The 22,809-nt window shown below is 53.1% G+C and carries 15 protein-coding genes, 1 tRNA gene and 3 rRNA genes; 8 read left to right on the forward strand and 11 right to left on the reverse strand.

Features of this window, described 5'->3' with window-relative positions; genetic code table 11:
• Positions 1–21: 21 nt before the first annotated feature.
• Positions 22–1,845, reverse strand: coding sequence for a ribosome-dependent GTPase TypA (gene typA, locus V1587_RS02495; RefSeq protein WP_008501854.1), 1,824 nt, complete (start codon positions 1,843–1,845; stop codon positions 22–24).
• Between the two features lie 376 nt (positions 1,846–2,221).
• On the opposite strand from typA, the gene glnA reads away from it, so the two are divergent.
• From glnA to V1587_RS02515, 4 genes are all read left to right on the forward strand, one after another.
• Positions 2,222–3,631 carry a glutamate--ammonia ligase gene (gene glnA / locus V1587_RS02500; RefSeq protein ID WP_008501856.1) on the forward strand — a complete coding sequence of 470 codons (1,410 nt, stop codon included), beginning with the start codon at positions 2,222–2,224 and terminating at the stop codon, positions 3,629–3,631.
• 170 nt (positions 3,632–3,801) lie between these two features.
• Positions 3,802–4,851, forward strand: a complete 1,050-nt coding sequence (gene glnL, locus V1587_RS02505; protein ID WP_371899640.1) for a nitrogen regulation protein NR(II) — start codon at positions 3,802–3,804, stop codon at positions 4,849–4,851.
• 11 nt (positions 4,852–4,862) lie between these two features.
• A complete protein-coding gene (glnG, locus tag V1587_RS02510; RefSeq protein ID WP_024909218.1) occupies positions 4,863–6,275 on the forward strand; it encodes a nitrogen regulation protein NR(I) in 1,413 nt (470 codons plus the stop codon).
• A gap of 110 nt (positions 6,276–6,385) precedes the next feature.
• Positions 6,386–6,496 carry a YshB family small membrane protein gene (locus V1587_RS02515; protein ID WP_032622955.1) on the forward strand — a complete coding sequence of 37 codons (111 nt, stop codon included), beginning with the start codon at positions 6,386–6,388 and terminating at the stop codon, positions 6,494–6,496.
• Between the two features lie 100 nt (positions 6,497–6,596).
• Here the strand turns inward: V1587_RS02515 and hemN are convergent, their stop codons facing one another.
• Both hemN and yihI read right to left on the reverse strand, forming a co-directional pair.
• Positions 6,597–7,970 carry an oxygen-independent coproporphyrinogen III oxidase gene (hemN, locus tag V1587_RS02520; protein WP_371899639.1) on the reverse strand — a complete coding sequence of 458 codons (1,374 nt, stop codon included), beginning with the start codon at positions 7,968–7,970 and terminating at the stop codon, positions 6,597–6,599.
• Positions 7,971–8,158: 188 nt separating this feature from the next.
• A complete protein-coding gene (yihI, locus tag V1587_RS02525; protein ID WP_371899638.1) occupies positions 8,159–8,674 on the reverse strand; it encodes a Der GTPase-activating protein YihI in 516 nt (171 codons plus the stop codon).
• A gap of 577 nt (positions 8,675–9,251) precedes the next feature.
• Between yihI and yihA the strand changes: the two genes are divergently transcribed.
• Positions 9,252–9,881, forward strand: coding sequence for a ribosome biogenesis GTP-binding protein YihA/YsxC (gene yihA, locus V1587_RS02530; protein ID WP_023309768.1), 630 nt, complete (start codon positions 9,252–9,254; stop codon positions 9,879–9,881).
• A gap of 312 nt (positions 9,882–10,193) precedes the next feature.
• On the opposite strand, the gene polA is transcribed toward yihA, so the two are convergent.
• The gene (polA, locus tag V1587_RS02535; protein WP_371899637.1) at positions 10,194–12,986 is read right to left on the reverse strand and encodes a DNA polymerase I; all 2,793 of its coding nucleotides are present in this window, start codon (positions 12,984–12,986) and stop codon (positions 10,194–10,196) included.
• 440 nt (positions 12,987–13,426) lie between these two features.
• Here polA and V1587_RS02540 point away from each other — a divergent pair, with 440 nt between their 5' ends.
• Positions 13,427–14,335, forward strand: a complete 909-nt coding sequence (locus V1587_RS02540; RefSeq protein ID WP_371899636.1) for an acyltransferase — start codon at positions 13,427–13,429, stop codon at positions 14,333–14,335.
• 23 nt (positions 14,336–14,358) lie between these two features.
• Here V1587_RS02540 and dsbA read toward each other — a convergent pair whose 3' ends face one another.
• The 3 genes from dsbA to V1587_RS02555 form a co-directional block, all read right to left on the reverse strand.
• A complete protein-coding gene (dsbA, locus tag V1587_RS02545) occupies positions 14,359–14,982 on the reverse strand; it encodes a thiol:disulfide interchange protein DsbA (RefSeq protein WP_371899635.1) in 624 nt (207 codons plus the stop codon).
• Between the two features lie 27 nt (positions 14,983–15,009).
• A complete protein-coding gene (locus V1587_RS02550) occupies positions 15,010–15,996 on the reverse strand; it encodes a serine/threonine protein kinase (protein WP_395314496.1) in 987 nt (328 codons plus the stop codon).
• Positions 15,997–16,071: 75 nt separating this feature from the next.
• Positions 16,072–16,341 carry a YihD family protein gene (locus tag V1587_RS02555; RefSeq protein ID WP_008501866.1) on the reverse strand — a complete coding sequence of 90 codons (270 nt, stop codon included), beginning with the start codon at positions 16,339–16,341 and terminating at the stop codon, positions 16,072–16,074.
• Between the two features lie 68 nt (positions 16,342–16,409).
• Between V1587_RS02555 and mobA the strand changes: the two genes are divergently transcribed.
• On the forward strand, positions 16,410–16,994 hold the full coding sequence (mobA, locus tag V1587_RS02560) for a molybdenum cofactor guanylyltransferase MobA (protein WP_371899633.1): 585 nt from the start codon (positions 16,410–16,412) through the stop codon (positions 16,992–16,994).
• Complete coding sequence (mobB, locus tag V1587_RS02565; protein ID WP_371899632.1) at positions 16,991–17,494, forward strand: molybdopterin-guanine dinucleotide biosynthesis protein MobB; 504 nt, start codon at positions 16,991–16,993, stop codon at positions 17,492–17,494. Before mobA ends, mobB begins: the two co-directional genes overlap by 4 nt.
• A gap of 99 nt (positions 17,495–17,593) precedes the next feature.
• Here the strand turns inward: mobB and rrf are convergent.
• The 4 genes from rrf to V1587_RS02585 all read right to left on the reverse strand — a co-directional run bounded on the left by rrf (position 17,594) and on the right by V1587_RS02585 (position 22,569).
• Positions 17,594–17,709, reverse strand: a 5S ribosomal RNA gene (rrf, locus tag V1587_RS02570).
• A 70-nt stretch (positions 17,710–17,779) separates the two neighbouring features.
• Positions 17,780–20,685 (reverse strand): 23S ribosomal RNA (locus V1587_RS02575).
• A gap of 183 nt (positions 20,686–20,868) precedes the next feature.
• Positions 20,869–20,944, reverse strand: a tRNA-Glu gene (locus tag V1587_RS02580).
• Positions 20,945–21,029: 85 nt separating this feature from the next.
• A 16S ribosomal RNA gene (locus V1587_RS02585) occupies positions 21,030–22,569 on the reverse strand.
• Together the 16S, 23S and 5S rRNA genes with 1 tRNA gene alongside form the textbook arrangement of a ribosomal RNA operon.
• Between the last annotated feature and the right edge of the window lie 240 nt (positions 22,570–22,809).

Genomic DNA, 22,809 nt, shown 5'->3' on the forward strand with positions numbered 1-22,809 from the left:
CCGGCCTATAGATTGACCGTATTACTCTTCTTTCGCACCGCGCATTGCACGTTTACGATCGTTCTCGGTCAGGTGACGTTTACGGATACGGATAGACAGCGGAGTCACTTCTACCAGTTCGTCGTCATCGATGAATTCCAGAGCCTGCTCAAGGGTCATCTTGATCGGTGGAACCAGAACCGTTGCTTCGTCAGTACCGGACGCACGCATGTTGGTCAGTTTCTTACCGGTCAGGCAGTTTACGGTCAGGTCGTTAGAACGACTGTGAATACCGATGATCTGGCCTTCGTAAACTTCAGCACCGTGACCCAGGAACAGCTTACCGCGATCCTGCAGACCGAACAGCGCAAACGCAACCGCTTTACCCTGACCGTTGGAGATCAGCACGCCGTTGTTACGCTGGCCAACTTCGCCCGGACGCACGTCGTCGTAGTGGCTGAAGGTGGAGTACAGCAGACCGGTACCGGAAGTCATGGTCATGAACTCAGAACGGAAGCCGATCAGGCCACGGCTTGGGATCACGTAGTCGAGACGTACGCGGCCTTTGCCATCTGGATTCATGTTTTTCAGGTCGCCTTTACGCTCACCCAGCGCCTGCATCACAGAACCCTGATGCTGCTCTTCAACGTCCAGCGTCACGTTTTCGAACGGCTCTTGTTTACGGCCGTCGATTTCGCGGAAGATAACTTTCGGACGGGAAACCGCCATTTCGAAACCTTCACGACGCATGTTTTCGATCAGAACAGACAGGTGCAGCTCACCACGACCAGAAACGCGGAATGCATCAGCATCTTCGGTTTCTTCAACGCGCAGCGCAACGTTGTGCACCAGCTCTTTGTTCAGGCGGTCAAGGATCTGACGGGAGGTAACGAACTTACCTTCTTTACCACAGAACGGAGAGGTGTTGACGTTGAAGAACATGGTAACGGTTGGTTCATCAACGGACAGAGCTGGCAGCGCTTCCACGTTCTGCGGATCGCAGATGGTGTCAGAGATGTTCAGCTCGCCCAGACCGGTGATAGCGATGATGTCGCCCGCTTCAGCCAGATCGCTGTCGATACGCTCAAGACCCAGGTGAGTCAGCACTTTGCCAACTTTACCGTTACGGGTTTTGCCTTCGCTATCGATGATAGTAACCTGCTGGTTTGGCTTCACTTTACCGCGTTTGATACGGCCGATACCGATGACGCCAACGTAGTTGTTGTAGTCCAGCTGGGAGATCTGCATCTGCAGTGGACCATCCAGATCAACATCCGGTGCCGGTACGTGATCGACAATCGCCTGATACAGCGGGGTCATGTCTTCCGCCATATCTTCGTGATCCAGACCCGCGATACCATTCAGCGCCGAAGCGTAAATGATAGGGAAGTCCAGCTGTTCGTCGGTCGCGTCGAGGTTAACGAACAGGTCGAATACCTGATCAACAACCCAGTCAGGACGTGCGCCAGGACGGTCAACCTTGTTGATAACAACAATGGGTTTCAGGCCATGGGCAAATGCTTTTTTGGTCACGAAGCGCGTTTGCGGCATTGGGCCGTCAAATGCGTCAACCACCAGCAGCACGGAATCCACCATGGACATCACGCGCTCAACTTCACCACCGAAGTCGGCGTGCCCTGGGGTATCAACGATGTTGATACGGTAGTCATTCCATTTAATCGCGGTGTTTTTCGCGAGGATGGTAATCCCACGCTCTTTCTCCAAATCGTTGGAGTCCATCACGCGTTCTTGGGTTTCGGCACGCGCATCAAACGTACCGGATTGCTGCAGCAGCTTATCAACCAGGGTAGTTTTACCATGGTCAACGTGCGCGATGATGGCGATGTTACGCAAATTTTCGATCACAACTTTGCCTCAGGCATTAGAAATAGCGCGTTATTGTACACGGATTAATCGCACTACAAAACAGGATCACAAACATCCTCCGCAAACAAGTATTGCAGAGATGCTTTGTGATCGCTTTCACGGAGCGAAAAAGGGCACTTTAACGTAAATTGCACCAATATGGTGCTCAATGTTCACATTGAAGCACTATACTGGTGCAACAAATCCATCGTGGTGCAGCCCTTTTGCACTATGGTGCGCATGATAACGCCTTTTTGGGGTGATTTAAAAGTTGGCACAGATTTCGCTTTATAAAAAATACATGGCAACAGCCAGTACAAACAGAAACTGAAGACCTCGTTACCACGACGACAATGACCAATCTGGAGAGTTAAGTATGTCCGCTGAACACGTTTTGACGATGCTGAACGAACATGAAGTGAAGTTTGTTGATCTGCGCTTCACCGATACCAAAGGTAAAGAACAGCACGTCACAATCCCTGCTCATCAGGTGAACGCCGAATTCTTTGAAGAAGGCAAAATGTTTGACGGCTCCTCCATTGGTGGCTGGAAAGGCATTAACGAATCCGACATGGTTCTGATGCCAGATGCAACCACTGCGGTCATTGATCCGTTCTTCGAAGAACCAACCCTGATCATCCGTTGCGACATCCTCGAGCCAGGCACGCTGCAGGGCTACGACCGCGACCCACGTTCTATCGCTAAACGCGCTGAAGAGTACCTGCGTTCTACCGGCATCGCAGACACCGTTCTGTTCGGGCCAGAGCCAGAATTCTTCCTGTTCGATGACATCCGTTTCGGTGCTTCTATTTCTGGCTCCCACGTTGCTATCGACGACATCGAAGGTGCATGGAACTCCTCCACCAAATATGAAGGTGGTAACAAAGGTCACCGTCCTGGTGTTAAAGGTGGTTACTTCCCGGTTCCTCCGGTCGATTCTGCACAGGACATTCGTTCCACCATGTGTCTGGTGATGGAAGAGATGGGCCTGGTTGTTGAAGCTCACCACCACGAAGTGGCGACGGCGGGTCAGAACGAAGTGGCAACCCGCTTCAACACCATGACCAAAAAAGCGGACGAAATTCAGATCTACAAATACGTTGTGCACAACGTTGCGCACCGTTTCGGTAAAACCGCGACCTTCATGCCAAAACCAATGTTTGGCGATAACGGTTCCGGTATGCACTGCCACATGTCTCTGTCCAAGAACGGCACCAACCTGTTCTCTGGCGACAAATATGCCGGTCTGTCCGAACAGGCGCTGTATTACATTGGCGGCGTAATCAAACACGCTAAAGCGATCAACGCCCTGGCGAACCCAACCACCAACTCCTACAAGCGTCTGGTCCCGGGCTACGAAGCGCCAGTGATGCTGGCCTACTCTGCGCGTAACCGTTCTGCTTCTATCCGTATTCCGGTGGTGGCATCTCCTAAAGCGCGTCGTATCGAAGTGCGCTTCCCGGATCCAGCGGCTAACCCATACCTGTGCTTCGCAGCACTGCTGATGGCCGGTCTGGACGGTATCAAGAACAAGATCCACCCGGGCGAAGCAATGGACAAAAACCTGTACGACCTGCCGCCAGAAGAAGCGAAAGAGATCCCACAGGTTGCTGGCTCTCTGGAAGAAGCCCTGCAGGCGCTGGACGCAGACCGCGAGTTCCTGACCGCAGGTGGTGTATTCACTGACGACGCTATCGATGCATACATCGCGCTGCGTACTGAAGAGAACGACCGCGTACGTATGACTCCGCATCCGGTTGAGTTCGAACTGTACTACAGCGTTTAATTAAGTTGTTTTACCCGGCGTGACAAGCGCCGGGAGTAGTTGCCGTGGAAACTTTTAGCCCATCTCCGGATGGGCTTTTTTCTCCACCAACAATCTGATCTCACGCGCTTTTTACGCCGAAAACGCTATACTGCACTAAATTAGTGCAAACGACTCCAGGAGACTGCTGAATGGCAACTGGCACGCTGCCCGATGCTGGGCAGATCCTCAATTCTTTGATTAACAGCATATTGCTGGTCGATGACGAGCTGGCCGTTCATTACGCCAACCCGGCGGCACAGCAGCTGCTCGCCCAAAGCGCACGCAAACTGTTCGGCACCCCGCTTCCGGAACTCCTGAGCTATTTTTCGCTGAATATTGGACTGATGCAGGAAAGTTTACAGGCAGGCCAGGGTTTCACCGATAACGAAGTGACGCTGGTGATCGACGGGCGTTCGCACATTCTGTCGCTGACCGCGCAACGTCTTCCTGAAGGCCTGATCCTGCTGGAAATGGCGCCGATGGATAATCAGCGTCGACTGAGCCAGGAACAGCTTCAGCATGCACAGCAAATTGCCGCCCGTGACCTGGTGCGCGGTCTGGCGCATGAAATCAAAAACCCGCTGGGTGGATTACGCGGTGCGGCGCAGCTTCTGACCAAGGCGCTGCCCGACCCTGCGCTGGCGGAGTACACCAACGTCATCATCGAGCAGGCGGACCGCCTGCGGAATCTGGTTGACCGTCTTCTCGGGCCACAGCAGCCGGGAATGCACGTCACAGAAAGCATCCATAAAGTGGCTGAACGGGTGGTGAAGCTCGTCTCGATGGAGCTGCCGGAGAACGTCACGCTGGTACGCGATTACGACCCAAGCCTGCCGGAACTGGCTCATGACCCGGATCAGATTGAGCAGGTCCTGTTGAACATTGTGCGCAATGCCCTGCAGGCGCTGGGGCCTGAAGGGGGCGAGATTATTTTACGCACCCGTACCGCCTTCCAGCTCACGTTACACGGCGTGCGCTATCGGCTTGCGGCACGAATCGACATCGAGGATAACGGGCCCGGCATTCCATCGCATCTGCAGGACACCCTGTTCTATCCGATGGTAAGCGGTCGCGAAGGCGGAACCGGCCTGGGCTTATCCATTGCCCGCAGTTTGATCGATCAACACTCTGGAAAAATTGAATTTACCAGTTGGCCGGGACATACCGAGTTTTCGGTTTTCCTGCCGATTAAAAAATAAAGGTGACGTTTATGCAACGAGGGATAGTCTGGGTAGTCGATGACGATAGCTCCATCCGTTGGGTGCTTGAACGCGCGCTCACAGGGGCGGGATTAAGCTGCACGACGTTTGAGAGCGGCAGCGAAGTGCTCGACGCACTCACCACCAAAACGCCCGATGTTCTGCTTTCGGATATTCGCATGCCGGGCATGGACGGGCTGGCGCTGTTAAAGCAGATCAAACAACGCCACCCTATGCTTCCGGTCATCATAATGACCGCGCACTCCGATCTGGATGCCGCAGTTAGCGCCTATCAGCAAGGGGCGTTCGATTACCTGCCCAAACCGTTTGATATCGACGAAGCGGTGGCGCTGGTTGAGCGCGCGATTAGCCATTATCAGGAACAGCAGCAGCCGCGCCACGCGCCCGATTTTGGCCCAACCACCGACATCATCGGCGAAGCGCCGGCGATGCAGGACGTGTTTCGCATTATTGGCCGTCTGTCCCGCTCGTCCATCAGCGTATTGATTAACGGTGAATCGGGAACAGGTAAAGAGCTTGTGGCGCATGCCCTGCATCGCCACAGCCCGCGGGCAAAAGCGCCGTTCATCGCCCTGAATATGGCAGCAATCCCGAAGGATTTGATTGAGTCCGAACTGTTCGGCCATGAAAAAGGGGCATTTACCGGCGCAAATACCATTCGCCAGGGGCGCTTCGAACAGGCAGACGGCGGCACGCTGTTTCTGGATGAAATCGGCGATATGCCGCTGGATGTCCAGACCCGCCTGCTGCGCGTGCTGGCCGACGGGCAGTTTTATCGCGTGGGCGGCTATGCGCCGGTGAAGGTGGACGTGCGCATTATCGCCGCGACCCACCAGAACCTGGAGCAACGCGTGCAGGAAGGCAAATTCCGCGAGGATTTATTCCATCGTCTGAACGTCATTCGCGTTCATCTGCCGCCGCTGCGTGAACGCCGGGAAGATATTCCCCGCCTGGCGCGTCATTTCCTGCAGGTGGCCGCCCGCGAGCTGGGCGTGGAGGCCAAGCAGCTTCATCCCGAAACCGATGCCGCCCTGACGCGTCTGGCGTGGCCGGGCAACGTGCGTCAGCTGGAAAACACCTGCCGCTGGTTAACCGTGATGGCCGCCGGGCAGGAAGTGCTGATTCAGGATTTACCGGCCGAGCTGTTTGAAGCGACCGCGCCTGAAAGCACCACCGGTCACGCGCTGCCGGACAGCTGGGCGACGCTGCTGGCGCAGTGGGCCGACCGTGCCCTGCGTTCCGGTCATCAAAACCTGCTGTCTGAAGCGCAGCCTGAGATGGAGCGTACGCTGTTAACTACCGCGCTTCGTCATACGCAGGGCCACAAGCAGGAAGCCGCTCGCCTGTTGGGATGGGGACGTAATACCCTGACGCGCAAGCTGAAAGAGCTGGGAATGGAGTAATATCAGCCCTTGTGTAAAGGTTATTAATTGAGCGCAAATTGCCGTTATTTTGCGCTTTACTGTTCCGATGAGTTTTGTATGATCGTGCCCGGAAATTGGGGGTGAACATCATGCTGGAAACATTCGTGAATATGCTCTCTAGCGGAGCCGCTGAAAGCCACACGCCACAAACCGCCGTTGCGGCGGTGCTGTGTGCGGCGCTGGTTGGGCTGTTTAGCTAGCGAGCTGTCAATGAAAAGCCGGGTGGCGCTTCGCTTACCCGGCCTACATTTCACGCTTTTGTAGGCCGGATAAGGCGAAGCCGCCACCCGGCATTGCCGCTTAAATCACCCGCGAGAACTGCTGCATACGCGCTTTCTGACGCAGATACGCGTCAAAGCACATGCAGATATTACGGATCAACAGACGTCCTTTCGGGGTGACCTCTATCGCGCTCTCCGAGACATCCACCAGCCCGTCCTTCGCCAGCGGCGCCAGAAGCTTCAGGTCTTCCGCAAAATACTCGCTGAAGTTCAGCGCCCACTGCGCTTCCACCTCGCTGACATCGAGACGGAAGTTGCAGATAAGCGCCTTAATCACATCACGACGGATGCAGTCGTCACGCGTTAACGCGATGCCGCGCCACAGCGCGTTGCCGGTCTCATCAACCTGCTGGTAATACAGCTTCAGCTCTTTCTGGTTCTGCGCGTAGCAGTCGCCAATCATGCTAATGGCGGAGACGCCCATTCCCAGCAAATCGGTATCGCCCTGGGTCGTGTAGCCCTGGAAGTTGCGGTGAAGAACGCCTTCCCGCTGAGCAATCGCCAGCTCGTCATCCGGACGGGCGAAGTGATCCATCCCGATAAACTGATAGCCGGTGTCGGTCAGCGAGGTGATGGTTTCCTGCAGGATATCCAGCTTCTGCTGGGCAGAAGGCAGATCGGCATCTTTGATTTTGCGCTGGGCGGCAAACAGCGTCGGCAGGTGCGCGTAGTTAAAGACGCTCAGGCGATCCGGGTTGAGTTCGGCCACGCGCTTCAGGGTGAAGGCGAAGCTCTCCGGCGTCTGCTTTGGCAGGCCGTAAATCAGGTCGATATTGGTCGAGGTGAAACCAATCTCACGCGCGTGATTGAGTAAGGCGAAGATAAATTCTTCGTCCTGCTCGCGGTTCACCAGACGCTGAACCTCTTTATTGAAATCCTGCACGCCCATGCTCAGACGATTGAAGCCTTCGGCGCGTAAGTGATCCAGTACATCCAGCTCAATTTCACGCGGATCAACTTCGATCGAGATTTCAGCGTCGGCGTTAAAACTGAAATTGCCGCGCAGAAGCGTCATCAGGCGACTTATCTGCGCTTTATTCAGATAGGTTGGCGTACCGCCGCCCCAGTGAAGCTGGCTGACGTGACGGCCTTTAAACAGCGGCGCGCGATGCACAATTTCTTGTTCGAGCGCATCAAGGTACTGGTCGGCTTTATGCTGCTGACGGGTCACGATTTTATTGCAGCCGCAGAAGTAACACAGCTTATGGCAGAACGGAATATGGACGTAGAGCGACAACGGACGCTCAGGATAGCGTGCAACAGCCTGCTGAAAATCCCTCTCGCCGAAGGCATCGGAGAACTCCAGCGCGGTGGGGTATGACGTATAACGCGGCCCGGAATAGTTATATTTCTGGATTAGGGCCAAATCCCAGTCGATAGTTGGTGCTGACATGCTCACTCCTTCCGTTGGTGTCGCGTTCGTATACGGCGGCCCGTTCTGACCCCATTGCGGGCCTTCATTCGGGTGCGCAGCCACTTCTGTCGCCGCGACAACCGCCGTAGTTTAACGAATAACCACACCAGATAACATATAACCGGAAGGGTTATAAGCAGGACTATCGTGCCTGCCGGGTGCAAATGTTAGTTTCCACCCTTCAGAAGACGCATCATATCTTCCTGCTTTTCGTCTTCTTCTTCATCGTCTTCGTCATCGTAAGACAGACCCAGCTTCTGCATCAGCTCGTCGATGCGATCCAGTTTGGCATCCACCCATGACTGCTCTTCGGCGGTCAGGGTTTCACCGTCTTCAAGACGTTCCAGCAGCGCGTCCAGGCGCTCATCGTTCTCCAGCAAATCCAGCTCAGCCTGCGGTGAAAGCATAGGTTTCTCGCTCTTTGGTTTGTGCTGCTTAGTGACCGGGGTGTCTGTCACGCCCAGTGGAATGGGAGTTTTACTGCCGATACGAGGATCTTTCTGCTGTTTGCCTTTTGCAGAAGCGCCCGCTGCACCACCACCGTTGGCACGGCTACCCGCAGCATGACCGCGATGTTTTTTGTCGCGTTTGCGGTCGCGCGCTTCCTGGTTCAGTTCTTCGCGCGTTTTGCGGCGTGCTTTTGCAGGGCGTTTCGCGCCCGCAGCGGAGGTTGGTTTTTTCATGATGTTTTATCTTTAAGTCGTTTTCTTCAGTATAGAATTGCGGCGAAATCTAGCAGAAAGCAAGCAAAGAAAAAAGGCGACAGAGCAATCTGTCGCCTTTTTTCCTGACTCACAACCCTTAGCGGGTCAGACATTCCATGTTTGCCAACAACAAACCCTGTTTATCCCTTGGCTAATACCGTCCATGATACGGTTCCCTTTCCTGTTAAAACGCCTCCAGGCGCTGGTCATCCTGACAATCCTGCGTCTTCGCCTCCTGGCGCTCCTGACCCTAATCCTTAAGTCGATTTCCTGATGGCTTCCTCGCCCTGACGCACACTTTACATTGTTCGCATAAACTAACAAGCAACGAAACGGTACAAAAAGAGATTTTCAGACAATTACCCGGAAATAAGATTATGATTTAAAACAGTTTGCCTTTTTTAACACCTGCGAATTCTCTGAAATCTCCCATAGCATCTCTGGCCGATCTCTCACACCGGTTGGGGCATTCGCCTACAGGGCATAGCAATCAGAAAAGCCTTTTGCCTGCATTCGGGTATAATCCCCCTCAGATTACGATTTTGGAGACGACCACGTGACTACCTGGAACTACCAACAGACGCATTTTGTCACCAGTGCGCCCGATATACGCCACCTTCCTTCTGATACCGGTATTGAAGTGGCATTTGCTGGCCGCTCCAATGCGGGGAAATCCAGCGCCCTGAATACGCTGACTAATCAGAAGAGCCTGGCGCGTACCTCAAAAACACCTGGCCGTACCCAGCTGATCAACCTGTTTGAAGTCGCAGAGGGCAAACGCCTGGTCGACTTACCGGGCTACGGTTACGCGCAGGTTCCGGAAGAGATGAAAATCAAGTGGCAGCGTGCGCTGGGTGAATACCTGGAAAAACGTCTGTGCCTGAAAGGTCTGGTGGTGCTGATGGATATTCGCCATCCCCTGAAAGATCTGGATCAGCAGATGATCGACTGGGCTGTAGCAAGCGATATCGCCGTGCTGGTGCTACTGACGAAAGCCGATAAGCTGGCAAGCGGCGCGCGCAAAGCGCAGGTGAATATGGTTCGCGAAGCGGTGCTGGCGTTCAATGGTGATGTGCAGGTTGAACCGTTCTCCTCGCTGAAAAAGCAGGGCGTGGACAAGCTGCGTCAGAAGCTCGACACCTGGTTTAGCGAGCTGGAACCCGCGACGGAAGCGGAAGAAGAGTAATACCGGGCGCGGCGATGGCCGCGCTTTTTTTTGCCCGAAGGTTTCTTTGCCGCAATAAAAAACGCCCCAGTCATTACTGACTGGGGCGGCTAAAATATTCAGCCAAATCCGATTACGTGAAGTAAAAGGTCTGAAAGATAGAACATCTTACCTCTGTACCCTACGCCGATAACTCTACCCCTTTTTGTGCTGCAGAAAAAGCACTTTTTGTAGTTTTTTTTCATTCTTTACATAGGGAATTCTAATGATTGTCACAAAACGCGCGTTCATATGTTGCAAACTTACATAAATAGCGCGTTATGCGAAAAACCGTTAGTGAGCCTGATCCCAGTTTTCACCACTTCCTACTTCCACCAGCAACGGCACGTCCAGCGTCATGCTGCTTTCCATCAGTTCGTGGATCTTCTTCGACACGGCGTCCAGGTCGTCCTTGTGCACTTCAAATACCAGTTCATCGTGTACCTGCATGATCATTTTCACGCGGGGCTTCTCTGCTTCAAGCCAGGCATCAACGGCGATCATTGCACGCTTAATAATGTCCGCCGCGGTACCCTGCATCGGGGCGTTGATCGCCGCACGCTCAGCGCCAGCGCGACGCGCGGCATTGCTGGATTTGATGTCCGGTAAGTAGAGACGGCGGCCATCCAGGGTTTCGACGTAACCTTTTTCCTTCGCCTGCGCGCGGGTGCGTTCCATATATTCCAGCACGCCCGGATAACGCTCGAAGTAGAGATCCATATACTTCTGCGACTCTTTACGCGGAATGTTGAGCTGGCGCGAAAGCCCAAATGCACTCATGCCGTAAATCAGGCCGAAGTTGATCGCCTTAGCGCTGCGGCGCTGCTCGTTTGTCACGCTGTCCAGCGGCAAGCCGAAGACTTCCGCCGCGGTTGCCCGGTGGATATCCTTCCCTTCGGCAAACGCGGTCAGAAGGCCTTTGTCACGGGACAGGTGCGCCATAATGCGCAGTTCGATTTGCGAGTAGTCTGCCGAGACAATCAGATAATCCTCTGGGGCGATGAAAGCCTGGCGAATACGGCGGCCCTCTTCGTTACGTACCGGGATGTTCTGCAGGTTGGGATCGGTTGATGAGAGACGACCGGTCGCCGCGACGGCCTGATGATACGACGTATGCACACGCCCCGTTTTCGGGTTGATCATCAGCGGGAGCTTGTCGGTGTAGGTAGACTTCAGCTTCGCGAGACCACGGTACTGCAGAATCACTTTTGGCAGCGGGTAATCCAGCGCCAGCTCTTCCAGCACCTCTTCAGAGGTTGAAGGCGCACCGCCAGGGGTTTTCTTCAGCGGCTTGATGCCCTGCTTTTCAAACAGAATGGTTTGCAGCTGCTTCGGTGAAGAGAGGTTGAACGGCTCGCCTGCAAGCTCATGCGCTTTTTGCTCAAGCTCGGTCAAACGCTGCGCCAGCTCCCCGGAGTGGTTATGCAGCACCGTTGGGTCGATTTTTACGCCGTTACGTTCAATGCGTGACAGCACGGGCACCAGCGGCATCTCGATATGCTGGAACACGTTCAGCGGACCTTCGTGCTTCTGCAGTTTTGGCCACATCTTCAGGTGCAGCTGCAGCGTGACGTCAGCGTCTTCCGCCGCGTAGCGCCCAGCTTCTTCGAGAGCTATCTGGTTAAAGGTGAGCTGATTTTTCCCTTTACCGGCAATCTCTTCGAAGGTGATGGTTTTGTGCTTGAGCCAGCGGTCAGATAAGGAATCCATATCATGACGGCCCGCGACGCTGTCCAGAATGTAGGATTCAAGCATGGTGTCGAAGGCAATCCCGCGCAGTTCAATGCCGTAGTTTTGCAGAATACCGCGGTCGTACTTGAGGTTTTGCCCAACCTTAAGCGCCTTTTCATCTTCCAGGATCGGCTTCAGCAGCTCAAGCACGCGTTCACGGGAGATCTGCTCCGGCGCGTCCAGGTAATCGTGCGCCACGGGAACATAGGCCGCATGACCAGGCTCTGTCGCAAATGACAGGCCTACCATATTGGCTGAGATGTTATCGAGACTGTCAGTTTCGGTATCAAAGGCAAAGACCGGTGCCTTTTTCAGTTTGTCGATCCAGGCGATCAGCTGCGACTCTTCAAGAATGGTTTCGTAGTTGTCGAAGGAAAGCGCCACGGCTTCTTCTTCCGCCTGTTCTTCTGCGTCAACGACAATCGTCTCCTTCGGCTTTGCAGCAGGTTTCGCCCCTTTTGCCTGCAGCCATTTACCGGCTTCCACGTCAGCGATCCAGCGCTTGAATTCGTATTTCTTAAACAGGCTCAGCAGATCGTCAGCGGAAGGCTGTTGCACTTCCAGCTGCTCACAGCCCAGCTCCAGTTCGACATCAGTTTTGATGGTTGCCAGCTTATAGGAGAGATAAGCCACCTCTTTGTTCTCTTCCAGTTTTCCGGCCATGGTTTTTGCACCACGGAAGGTGAGCCCGGCGATTTTGTCTGATTCGGCGTAGAGCGTATCCAGCCCGCCCAGCCCCTGAAGCAGCGCCTGCGCGGTTTTCTCGCCGACGCCAGGGACACCCGGGATGTTATCCGAGGAGTCGCCCATCAATGCGAGGAAATCGATAATCAGCTCTGGCGGCACGCCATACTTCGTGACCACTTCTTCTGGCCCCAGAATGGTGTTAGTCATGGTGTTAATCAGGGTAATACCTGGCGTCACCAGCTGCGCCATATCTTTATCACCGGTGCTGATCAGCACAGGACGGCCCATTTTTTCAGCTTCACGCGCCAGCGTGCCGATGACGTCATCGGCTTCAACGCCAGAGACCGCCAGCAGCGGCAGCCCCATCGCTTTTACCATGGCGTGCAGCGGCTCAATCTGCGCACGCAGATCGTCAGGCATTGGCGGACGGTGGGATTTGTAATGCTCAAACAGCTCATCGCGGAAGGTTTTACCTTTCGCATCAAAGACGACAGCCGCATGGGTTGGCTGATACTGAAGGATCAGGCTGCGCAGCATGTTCAGCACGCCGTACATTGCGCCGGTCGGTTCCCCTGCGCTATTGGTCAGAGGAGGAAACGCATGGTATGCCCGATACAGGTAAGAAGAGCCATCGACGAGAATAAGAGGGTTTTCTGGGATCTGAACCATAATGTCCGTGCCTTTAATCAATTTATGGGTAAAGGATGCCACAGAAGGATGAAAACATCAGTTATTAGCGCCAGATACAGGAAAAGATTTTGCGATCGTGAGGATCGCTCGCAAAAATCAAACTGTGGATAAGTTTGTGTATATTTTCACTTCATATGAATAACAGACGCAAAAAATACATATGAGATAATTTTTAGATCTTAATTATCATGCTGTTATGGCATTAGATCTTATCTTTATGGCCAACTGATGGCTATTTAGTCTATGTGGATATAAGACTTGATAAGCGCGGAATGACAGAGAAATCTTCTGCGACAGGGTAAAAGCGGCCAAATCATCACGTGAAAGCGCCATTAAATTGTCTGTTTTCTGGTAAAATCAGCGCCCAGCGTCGACTAGCCGGTCGCTCACTTACAGCTAACTACCTGAAAAAGCTCATCATGTCGAGATTGCTCGCTGCAATAACATTACTGTTAAGCATTATTTTAACTATTCTGGTGACGGTCATCTGCTCTGTGCCGATCATTCTCGCCGGGATTATTAAACTGCTGCTGCCTGTCCCCGTGGTGTGGCGAGCCGTATCCGCATTTTGTAATTTCATGATGTACTGCTGGTGCGAAGGACTGGCGATCCTGCTGTGCCTGAACCCGCATCTGAAGTGGGATATAAAAGGGCTGGAGAGTCTTAACAAGAAGAACTGGTACCTGCTGATCTGCAATCACCACAGCTGGGCGGACATCGTGGTGTTATGCGTGCTTTTTCGCAAACACATCCCGATGAACAAATACTTTCTGAAACAGCAGCTCGCCTGGGTGCCTTTTATCGGGCTGGCCTGCTGGGCGCTCGATATGCCGTTTATGAAACGCTATTCGCGCAGCTATTTGATTCGTCATCCGGAACGTCGCGGTAAGGATGTGGAGACCACGCGCCGGTCCTGCGAAAAGTTTCGCGCGCATCCAACGACCATCGTGAACTTTGTGGAAGGCTCCCGGTTTACGGAAGAGAAGCACCAGCAAACTCGCTCTCCTTACCAGCACCTGCTGCCGCCAAAGGCGGCGGGGATTGCGATGGCGCTTAACGTGCTGGGAGCACAGTTCGATAAACTCCTTAACGTCACGCTCTGCTATCCGGAAAACGACAAAACGCCATTCTTCGATATGCTCAGCGGCAAACTGACGCGTATTGTTGTGCGTGTCGACCTGGTGCCTATTGATTCCGGGCTGCATGGTGATTACGTGAATGATAAGAACTTTAAACGTCGTTTCCAGCAGTGGCTTAATACGCTCTGGAAAGAGAAAGACGAACAGATAGACACTATTAAATCTTCATACAAAAACGCCGGTCAGTGACCGGCGTTTTTACATCAACGAAATTACTTCTTCTCAACCAGGTATTTCACGGTATCAGCATACTGCTGTACGAAGATATCCATGCTGCTGGTGTCCATGCCCTGCATGTTCAGCTGGTATTTGCCGTTAACAAACATCGCCGGAACGCCCTGAAGCTGGAGGTCAGCAGCCGCTTTTTCCTGCTGAGCTACCAGAGATTTCACCACAAAGCTGTTCCATGCTGCGTCATACTCTTCACCTTTCACGCCGGCATCAACGAACACTTTACGAATATCCGCAGTGGTTTGAACGGTCTGGGTTTTCTGTACGGCTTCAAACATTGGCGCAGTGATCTTATCTTCCACGCCCAGCGCCATCGCAACCGCCCACGCCTGAGTCAGGTCTTTACCCAATGGGCCCAGGAACTCGACGTGGTACTTGGTCATTTTGGTGCCTTCTGGCAGCTTTTTCTTCACGTTGTCAGACACATGCAGCACCTGCTCGAACTGATAGCAGTGTGGGCAATAGAACGAGAAGAACTCCAGAACCTGTGGCTCGCCAGCGACCGGCTTTTCCAGCGTGGTGTACTGTTTGCCGTCGGTAAACTGCGCAGCAGAAGCGCTAAATGCCAGAATCATACCTGCCAGCGCCAGCCAAATTTTTTTCATGATTAACTCTCTCCTGGGTGTGTCCAATTAATACATCGGCGTTAATTGCAGTGGAGGTTCCTGAAGAACCTTGACCTGCTCAGTAAATGTAGATATCTGGCTACGCCAGTAATCCTCTCCGGTAAGCCACGGGAAATTCCGGGGAAATGCGGGATCGTCCCAACGCCTGATCAACCATGCGAGATAATAAACAAAACGCATCGCGCGTAAAGGCTCAATCAGGGCAATTTCGTCTGAATTAAATGGGCTAAATTCTTCATAAGCTTCAATAATGGTTTCAAGCTGCATACGTTGCTCGGCTTTGTCGCCATTGAGCAGCATCCACAGATCCTGAACCGCTGGCCCCATACGCGCATCATCGAGATCGACAAAGAGCGGGCCATCACGCCAGAGGATATTTCCTGCATGACAATCGCCATGCAGGCGCAGGACGGAAATATCGTCGCGCCAGCAGGTTTTAACAGCAGCAATGAGCTTATCGGTGGCGTTGAGGAAATCATTCTTTAACGCAGCGGGGATCATTGCAGACGTTTCAAATATTTCGCGCGGCTCAAGAAGGTATTCCTGAATCCCGATAGTCGGGCGGGCAATAAAGGCTTTTTTGCGTCCCGTCTGGTGTATGCGCCCAAGATAACGGGCAACCCACTCCATCTGATCGATATTATCCGCTTCAAATTGACGTCCTCCCAGGCTTGGGAATACCGCGTAATAAAACCCTTCGTGCGTGAGGAGCGTTTGGTTATTGAATTTCAGGGGCGCGGCAACGGGGACATCGTCATCCAGCAGATCGTGAGCAAACTGATGCTCTTCCTGAATTTGTTCAGCGGACCAGCGTTCAGGACGATAGAACTTTACGACGAAGCGCTGACGATCCTCGTCCTGAAATTGATAGACGCGGTTTTCGTAGCTGTTTAACGGTGTTAGCCCGGAATCCACCCGAATACCCTGTTCAAACAGGGCATCCATAATGGTGTCCGGGTGTAATGTCTGGAAAGTAAAAGCCTGGTCGTTCATCCGATCATCCGGAAATTATACGAATGATTCAGGATATCATCTTGTGGCGATTTCGGTGCCGCCGCTTACAAGCTTTTACTCTTTAATTACGCCTCGGGCGCGCAGCAATGCGGTCTTAAAATCTTCCTCATAATCTTTCTGAATACCAGGAATAACAGCATCTTTTGCGGAGTCGCGCATTTTAAGGTGGTAGATCAGGATGTCGTCAGAAAGGTCTGCCAGATCGCCGTCAAAACCTGACTCTTTCGCCAGTTTCTGTAAAAATTGCATCAGATTTAGCTCTGGCTCTTTTTGCCAGGCGGGCTGGAGGAGTTCAATAACTTCATTCAGACGTTTACATTTCATGGTGGTGCTCCTTTCATTTAGAGTGACACGTTAGCAGGGTCAATCCCACAATAAAAGAGGCGATATTCGTGAATCTTAGCCAGGAAATCATCGGGGTCGTTCTGGCAGGCGGCAAAGCAACGCGAATGGGTGGAAAAGATAAGGGGCTTCAGCTTCTTAATGGCAAACCCTTGTGGCAGCATGTCGCTGATACGCTCGCAGACCAGGTGTCGACAATGGCCATCAGTGCTAACCGGCATATCGACACTTACCAGCGCAGCGGGTACGCCGTTTACCAGGATATCCTTGAGGATTTCCCGGGACCGCTGGCCGGTATGCTTTCTGTCATTCAACAGTCTCAAGGAGAGTGGTTTATCTTCTGTCCCTGCGATACCCCGTTTATTCCGTCCTGTCTTGTCGAACGTTTGTTACAGCTTCGCGGTACGGCTCCTGTGGTTTGGGTACATGATGGCGAGCGTGACCATCCTGCTATCGCATTGATGCATCGATCGCTAGCGCCTGCTCTGCAGAGCTATCTGGCTGCGGGAGAGCGCAGGGTGATGGTCTTCATGCGTGAGTCTGGCGGCCATTCCGTTGATTTTAGCGATGTGAAATCAGCGTTTGTGAACGTGAATACGCATGAAGATTTGCAGATGATGCAGGAGAAAAAATGATACCTCTTTTAGCCATTTCAGCATGGAGTGGGACCGGGAAAACTACGCTGCTGAAAAAGCTGATACCAGCGCTGTGTGCCAGAGGCCTTCGTCCTGGATTGATTAAGCATAGTCATCACAACATGGATATCGATACGCCAGGAAAAGACAGCTATGAGCTGCGTAAGGCTGGAGCAGCACAAACGATGGTAGCAAGTCCTCAGCGCTGGGCGTTAATGACAGAAACGCCGGATGAGGCGCCGCTGGATCTCGCTTATCTGGTCAGCCGGATGGATCATGCCACGCTGGATCTGGTGCTGGTTGAAGGATTTAAGCATGAGGCCGTGCCTAAGATCCTGCTGTTCAGAAGTGATGCCGGGCATGACATCAGCGAGTTAACGCTTGATGAGCATGTCATTGCGGTGGCCAGTGATGTGGTATTGCCGCTTGAGGTTCCGGTGCTGGACTTAAATGATGTGGATGGGATCGCGGGGTTTATTGTGGCGTGGGGTGCGGTCTGACTTGCCGGGTGGCGGCTTTGCCTTACCTGGCCTACAAAATTCGTTGGTTCAGAAACGCAAAAAGGCCATCCTTTCGGATGGCCTCTTCACTTATTTGATGCCTGGCAGTTCCCTACTCTCACATGGGGAGACCCCACACTACCATCGGCGCTACGGCGTTTCACTTCTGAGTTCGGCATGGGGTCAGGTGGGACCACCGCGCTAAAGCCGCCAGGCAAATTCTGTTAATCTGTATCAGGCTGAAATTGATTGTCTGTCTCTTCGCCGAAACACCTTCGGCGTTGTAAGGTTAAGCCTCACGGTTCATTAGTATCGGTTAGCTCAACGCATCGCTGCGCTTACACACCCGACCTATCAACGTCGTCGTCTTCAACGTTCCTTCAGGACCCTTAAAGGGTCAGGGAGAACTCATCTCGGGGCAAGTTTCGTGCTTAGATGCTTTCAGCACTTATCTTTTCCGCATTTAGCTACCGGGCAGTGCCATTGGCATGACAACCCGAACACCAGTGATGCGTCCACTCCGGTCCTCTCGTACTAGGAGCAGCCCCCCTCAATTCTCCAGCGCCCACGGCAGATAGGGACCGAACTGTCTCACGACGTTCTAAACCCAGCTCGCGTACCACTTTAAATGGCGAACAGCCATACCCTTGGGACCTACTTCAGCCCCAGGATGTGATGAGCCGACATCGAGGTGCCAAACACCGCCGTCGATATGAACTCTTGGGCGGTATCAGCCTGTTATCCCCGGAGTACCTTTTATCCGTTGAGCGATGGCCCTTCCATTCAGAACCACCGGATCACTATGACCTGCTTTCGCACCTGCTCGAGCCGTCACTCTCGCAGTCAAGCTAGCTTATGCCATTGCACTAACCTCCTGATGTCCGACCAGGATTAGCTAACCTTCGTGCTCCTCCGTTACTCTTTGGGAGGAGACCGCCCCAGTCAAACTACCCACCAGACACTGTCCGCAACCCGGATTACGGGTCTACGTTAGAACACCAGCCATTAAAGGGTGGTATTTCAAGGATGGCTCCACGCAGACTGGCGTCCACGCTTCAAAGCCTCCCACCTATCCTACACATCAAGGACCAGTGTTCAGTGTCAAGCTATAGTAAAGGTTCACGGGGTCTTTCCGTCTTGCCGCGGGTACACTGCATCTTCACAGCGAGTTCAATTTCACTGAGTCTCGGGTGGAGACAGCCTGGCCATCATTACGCCATTCGTGCAGGTCGGAACTTACCCGACAAGGAATTTCGCTACCTTAGGACCGTTATAGTTACGGCCGCCGTTTACCGGGGCTTCGATCAAGAGCTTCGCGTTGCCGCTAACCCCATCAATTAACCTTCCGGCACCGGGCAGGCGTCACACCGTATACGTCCACTTTCGTGTTTGCACAGTGCTGTGTTTTTAATAAACAGTTGCAGCCAGCTGGTATCTTCGACTGATTTCAGCTCCACCCGCAGGGGCTTCACCTACATATCAGCGTGCCTTCTCCCGAAGTTACGGCACCATTTTGCCTAGTTCCTTCACCCGAGTTCTCTCAAGCGCCTTGGTATTCTCTACCTGACCACCTGTGTCGGTTTGGGGTACGATTTGATGTTACCTGATGCTTAGAGGCTTTTCCTGGAAGCAGGGCATTTGTTACTTCAGCACCGTAGTGCCTCGTCATCACACCTCAGCGTTAAAAAGGTACCGGATTTACCTGGAACCTCCGCCTACATGCTTAAACCGGGACAACCGTCGCCCGGCTAACATAGCCTTCTCCGTCCCCCCTTCGCAGTAACACCAAGTACAGGAATATTAACCTGTTTCCCATCGACTACGCCTTTCGGCCTCGCCTTAGGGGTCGACTCACCCTGCCCCGATTAACGTTGGACAGGAACCCTTGGTCTTCCGGCGAGCGGGCTTTTCACCCGCTTTATCGTTACTTATGTCAGCATTCGCACTTCTGATACCTCCAGCATGCCTCACAGCACACCTTCAACGGCTTACAGAACGCTCCCCTACCCAACAACGCATAAGCGTCGCTGCCGCAGCTTCGGTGCATGGTTTAGCCCCGTTACATCTTCCGCGCAGGCCGACTCGACCAGTGAGCTATTACGCTTTCTTTAAATGATGGCTGCTTCTAAGCCAACATCCTGGCTGTCTGTGCCTTCCCACATCGTTTCCCACTTAACCATGACTTTGGGACCTTAGCTGGCGGTCTGGGTTGTTTCCCTCTTCACGACGGACGTTAGCACCCGCCGTGTGTCTCCCGTGATAACATTCTTCGGTATTCGTAGTTTGCATCGGGTTGGTAAGCCGGGATGGCCCCCTAGCCGAAACAGTGCTCTACCCCCGAAGATGAGTTCACGAGGCGCTACCTAAATAGCTTTCGGGGAGAACCAGCTATCTCCCGGTTTGATTGGCCTTTCACCCCCAGCCACAAGTCATCCGCTAATTTTTCAACATTAGTCGGTTCGGTCCTCCAGTTAGTGTTACCCAACCTTCAACCTGCCCATGGCTAGATCACCGGGTTTCGGGTCTATACCCTGCAACTTAACGCCCAGTTAAGACTCGGTTTCCCTTCGGCTCCCCTATACGGTTAACCTTGCTACAGAATATAAGTCGCTGACCCATTATACAAAAGGTACGCAGTCACACCACGAAGGTGCTCCCACTGCTTGTACGTACACGGTTTCAGGTTCTTTTTCACTCCCCTCGCCGGGGTTCTTTTCGCCTTTCCCTCACGGTACTGGTTCACTATCGGTCAGTCAGGAGTATTTAGCCTTGGAGGATGGTCCCCCCATATTCAGACAGGATACCACGTGTCCCGCCCTACTCTTCGAGTTCACAACCTGTGTGCTTTCGTGTACGGGACTGTCACCCTGTACCGTGCGACTTTCCAGACGCTTCCACTAACACACAAGCTGATTCAGACTCTGGGCTGCTCCCCGTTCGCTCGCCGCTACTGGGGGAATCTCGGTTGATTTCTTTTCCTCGGGGTACTTAGATGTTTCAGTTCCCCCGGTTCGCCTCGTTAACCTATGTATTCAGTTAACGATAGTGTGACGAATCACACTGGGTTTCCCCATTCGGACATCGCCGGGTCAAAGGTTCATATCACCTCGCCGGCGCTTTTCGCAGATTAGCACGTCCTTCATCGCCTCTGACTGCCAGGGCATCCACCGTGTACGCTTAGTCGCTTAACCTCACAACCCGAAGATGTTTCACTTCCGATTGCGAAAATTTGAGAGACTCGAACACACCATTAAAGATGTGTCGTTTCAATTTTCAGCTTGATCCAGATTTTTAAAGAGCAAATATCTCAAACTTGACTCGCAAGTCAGTTTTGAGATATGACGGCAGGTGACTTTCACTCACGAACCAGCAAGTGGCGTCCCCTAGGGGATTCGAACCCCTGTTACCGCCGTGAAAGGGCGGTGTCCTGGGCCTCTAGACGAAGGGGACACTGAAGTCTCAATCGCAAGACGCCTTGCTATTTACTTTTCATCAGACAATCTGTGTGAGCACTACAAAGGCAGGTTCTTTAAGGTAAGGAGGTGATCCAACCGCAGGTTCCCCTACGGTTACCTTGTTACGACTTCACCCCAGTCATGAATCACAAAGTGGTAAGCGCCCTCCCGAAGGTTAAGCTACCTACTTCTTTTGCAACCCACTCCCATGGTGTGACGGGCGGTGTGTACAAGGCCCGGGAACGTATTCACCGTAGCATTCTGATCTACGATTACTAGCGATTCCGACTTCATGGAGTCGAGTTGCAGACTCCAATCCGGACTACGACGCACTTTATGAGGTCCGCTTGCTCTCGCGAGGTCGCTTCTCTTTGTATGCGCCATTGTAGCACGTGTGTAGCCCTACTCGTAAGGGCCATGATGACTTGACGTCATCCCCACCTTCCTCCAGTTTATCACTGGCAGTCTCCTTTGAGTTCCCGGCCGGACCGCTGGCAACAAAGGATAAGGGTTGCGCTCGTTGCGGGACTTAACCCAACATTTCACAACACGAGCTGACGACAGCCATGCAGCACCTGTCTCAGAGTTCCCGAAGGCACCAATCCATCTCTGGAAAGTTCTCTGGATGTCAAGAGTAGGTAAGGTTCTTCGCGTTGCATCGAATTAAACCACATGCTCCACCGCTTGTGCGGGCCCCCGTCAATTCATTTGAGTTTTAACCTTGCGGCCGTACTCCCCAGGCGGTCGACTTAACGCGTTAGCTCCGGAAGCCACGCCTCAAGGGCACAACCTCCAAGTCGACATCGTTTACGGCGTGGACTACCAGGGTATCTAATCCTGTTTGCTCCCCACGCTTTCGCACCTGAGCGTCAGTCTTTGTCCAGGGGGCCGCCTTCGCCACCGGTATTCCTCCAGATCTCTACGCATTTCACCGCTACACCTGGAATTCTACCCCCCTCTACAAGACTCTAGCCTGCCAGTTTCGAATGCAGTTCCCAGGTTGAGCCCGGGGATTTCACATCCGACTTGACAGACCGCCTGCGTGCGCTTTACGCCCAGTAATTCCGATTAACGCTTGCACCCTCCGTATTACCGCGGCTGCTGGCACGGAGTTAGCCGGTGCTTCTTCTGCGGGTAACGTCAATTGCTGAGGTTATTAACCTCAACACCTTCCTCCCCGCTGAAAGTACTTTACAACCCGAAGGCCTTCTTCATACACGCGGCATGGCTGCATCAGGCTTGCGCCCATTGTGCAATATTCCCCACTGCTGCCTCCCGTAGGAGTCTGGACCGTGTCTCAGTTCCAGTGTGGCTGGTCATCCTCTCAGACCAGCTAGGGATCGTCGCCTAGGTGAGCCGTTACCCCACCTACTAGCTAATCCCATCTGGGCACATCTGATGGCAAGAGGCCCGAAGGTCCCCCTCTTTGGTCTTGCGACGTTATGCGGTATTAGCTACCGTTTCCAGTAGTTATCCCCCTCCATCAGGCAGTTTCCCAGACATTACTCACCCGTCCGCCGCTCGTCACCCAGGAGCAAGCTCCCTGTGTTACCGCTCGACTTGCATGTGTTAGGCCTGCCGCCAGCGTTCAATCTGAGCCATGATCAAACTCTTCAATTTAAGTTTGATGCTCGTGAATTAAACTTCGTAATGAATTACGTATGTTCACTCAGAGACTTGGTATTCATTTTTCGTCCGAGGACGTTAAGAATCCATGTCACTTTGAGTGCCCACACAGATTGTCTGATAAATTGTTAAAGAGCAGTGCCGCTTCGCTTTTCGCAGCGGCGCGGGGTGTGCATATTACGCTTTCCCGCTTCAGAGTCAAGCGTTTATTTACGCTATTCTCTGCTGACCCGG

Source organism: Enterobacter sp. ECC-249 (assembly GCF_043965265.1).
Lineage (GTDB): Bacteria > Pseudomonadota > Gammaproteobacteria > Enterobacterales > Enterobacteriaceae > Enterobacter > Enterobacter quasiroggenkampii.

Bases quoted from the DNA above. Each gene is read 5' to 3' on its own strand.
- glnA (WP_008501856.1), top strand. From the start codon at position 2,222: ATGTCCGCTGAACACGTTTTGACGATGCTGAACGAACATGAAGTGAAG.
- glnL (WP_371899640.1), top strand. From the start codon at position 3,802: ATGGCAACTGGCACGCTGCCCGATGCTGGGCAGATCCTCAATTCTTTG.
- glnG (WP_024909218.1), top strand. From the start codon at position 4,863: ATGCAACGAGGGATAGTCTGGGTAGTCGATGACGATAGCTCCATCCGT.
- V1587_RS02515 (WP_032622955.1), top strand. From the start codon at position 6,386: ATGCTGGAAACATTCGTGAATATGCTCTCTAGCGGAGCCGCTGAAAGC.
- hemN (WP_371899639.1), bottom strand. From the start codon at position 7,970: ATGTCAGCACCAACTATCGACTGGGATTTGGCCCTAATCCAGAAATAT.
- yihI (WP_371899638.1), bottom strand. From the start codon at position 8,674: ATGAAAAAACCAACCTCCGCTGCGGGCGCGAAACGCCCTGCAAAAGCA.
- polA (WP_371899637.1), bottom strand. From the start codon at position 12,986: ATGGTTCAGATCCCAGAAAACCCTCTTATTCTCGTCGATGGCTCTTCT.
- V1587_RS02540 (WP_371899636.1), top strand. From the start codon at position 13,427: ATGTCGAGATTGCTCGCTGCAATAACATTACTGTTAAGCATTATTTTA.
- dsbA (WP_371899635.1), bottom strand. From the start codon at position 14,982: ATGAAAAAAATTTGGCTGGCGCTGGCAGGTATGATTCTGGCATTTAGC.
- V1587_RS02550 (WP_395314496.1), bottom strand. From the start codon at position 15,996: ATGAACGACCAGGCTTTTACTTTCCAGACATTACACCCGGACACCATT.
- V1587_RS02555 (WP_008501866.1), bottom strand. From the start codon at position 16,341: ATGAAATGTAAACGTCTGAATGAAGTTATTGAACTCCTCCAGCCCGCC.
- mobB (WP_371899632.1), top strand. From the start codon at position 16,991: ATGATACCTCTTTTAGCCATTTCAGCATGGAGTGGGACCGGGAAAACT.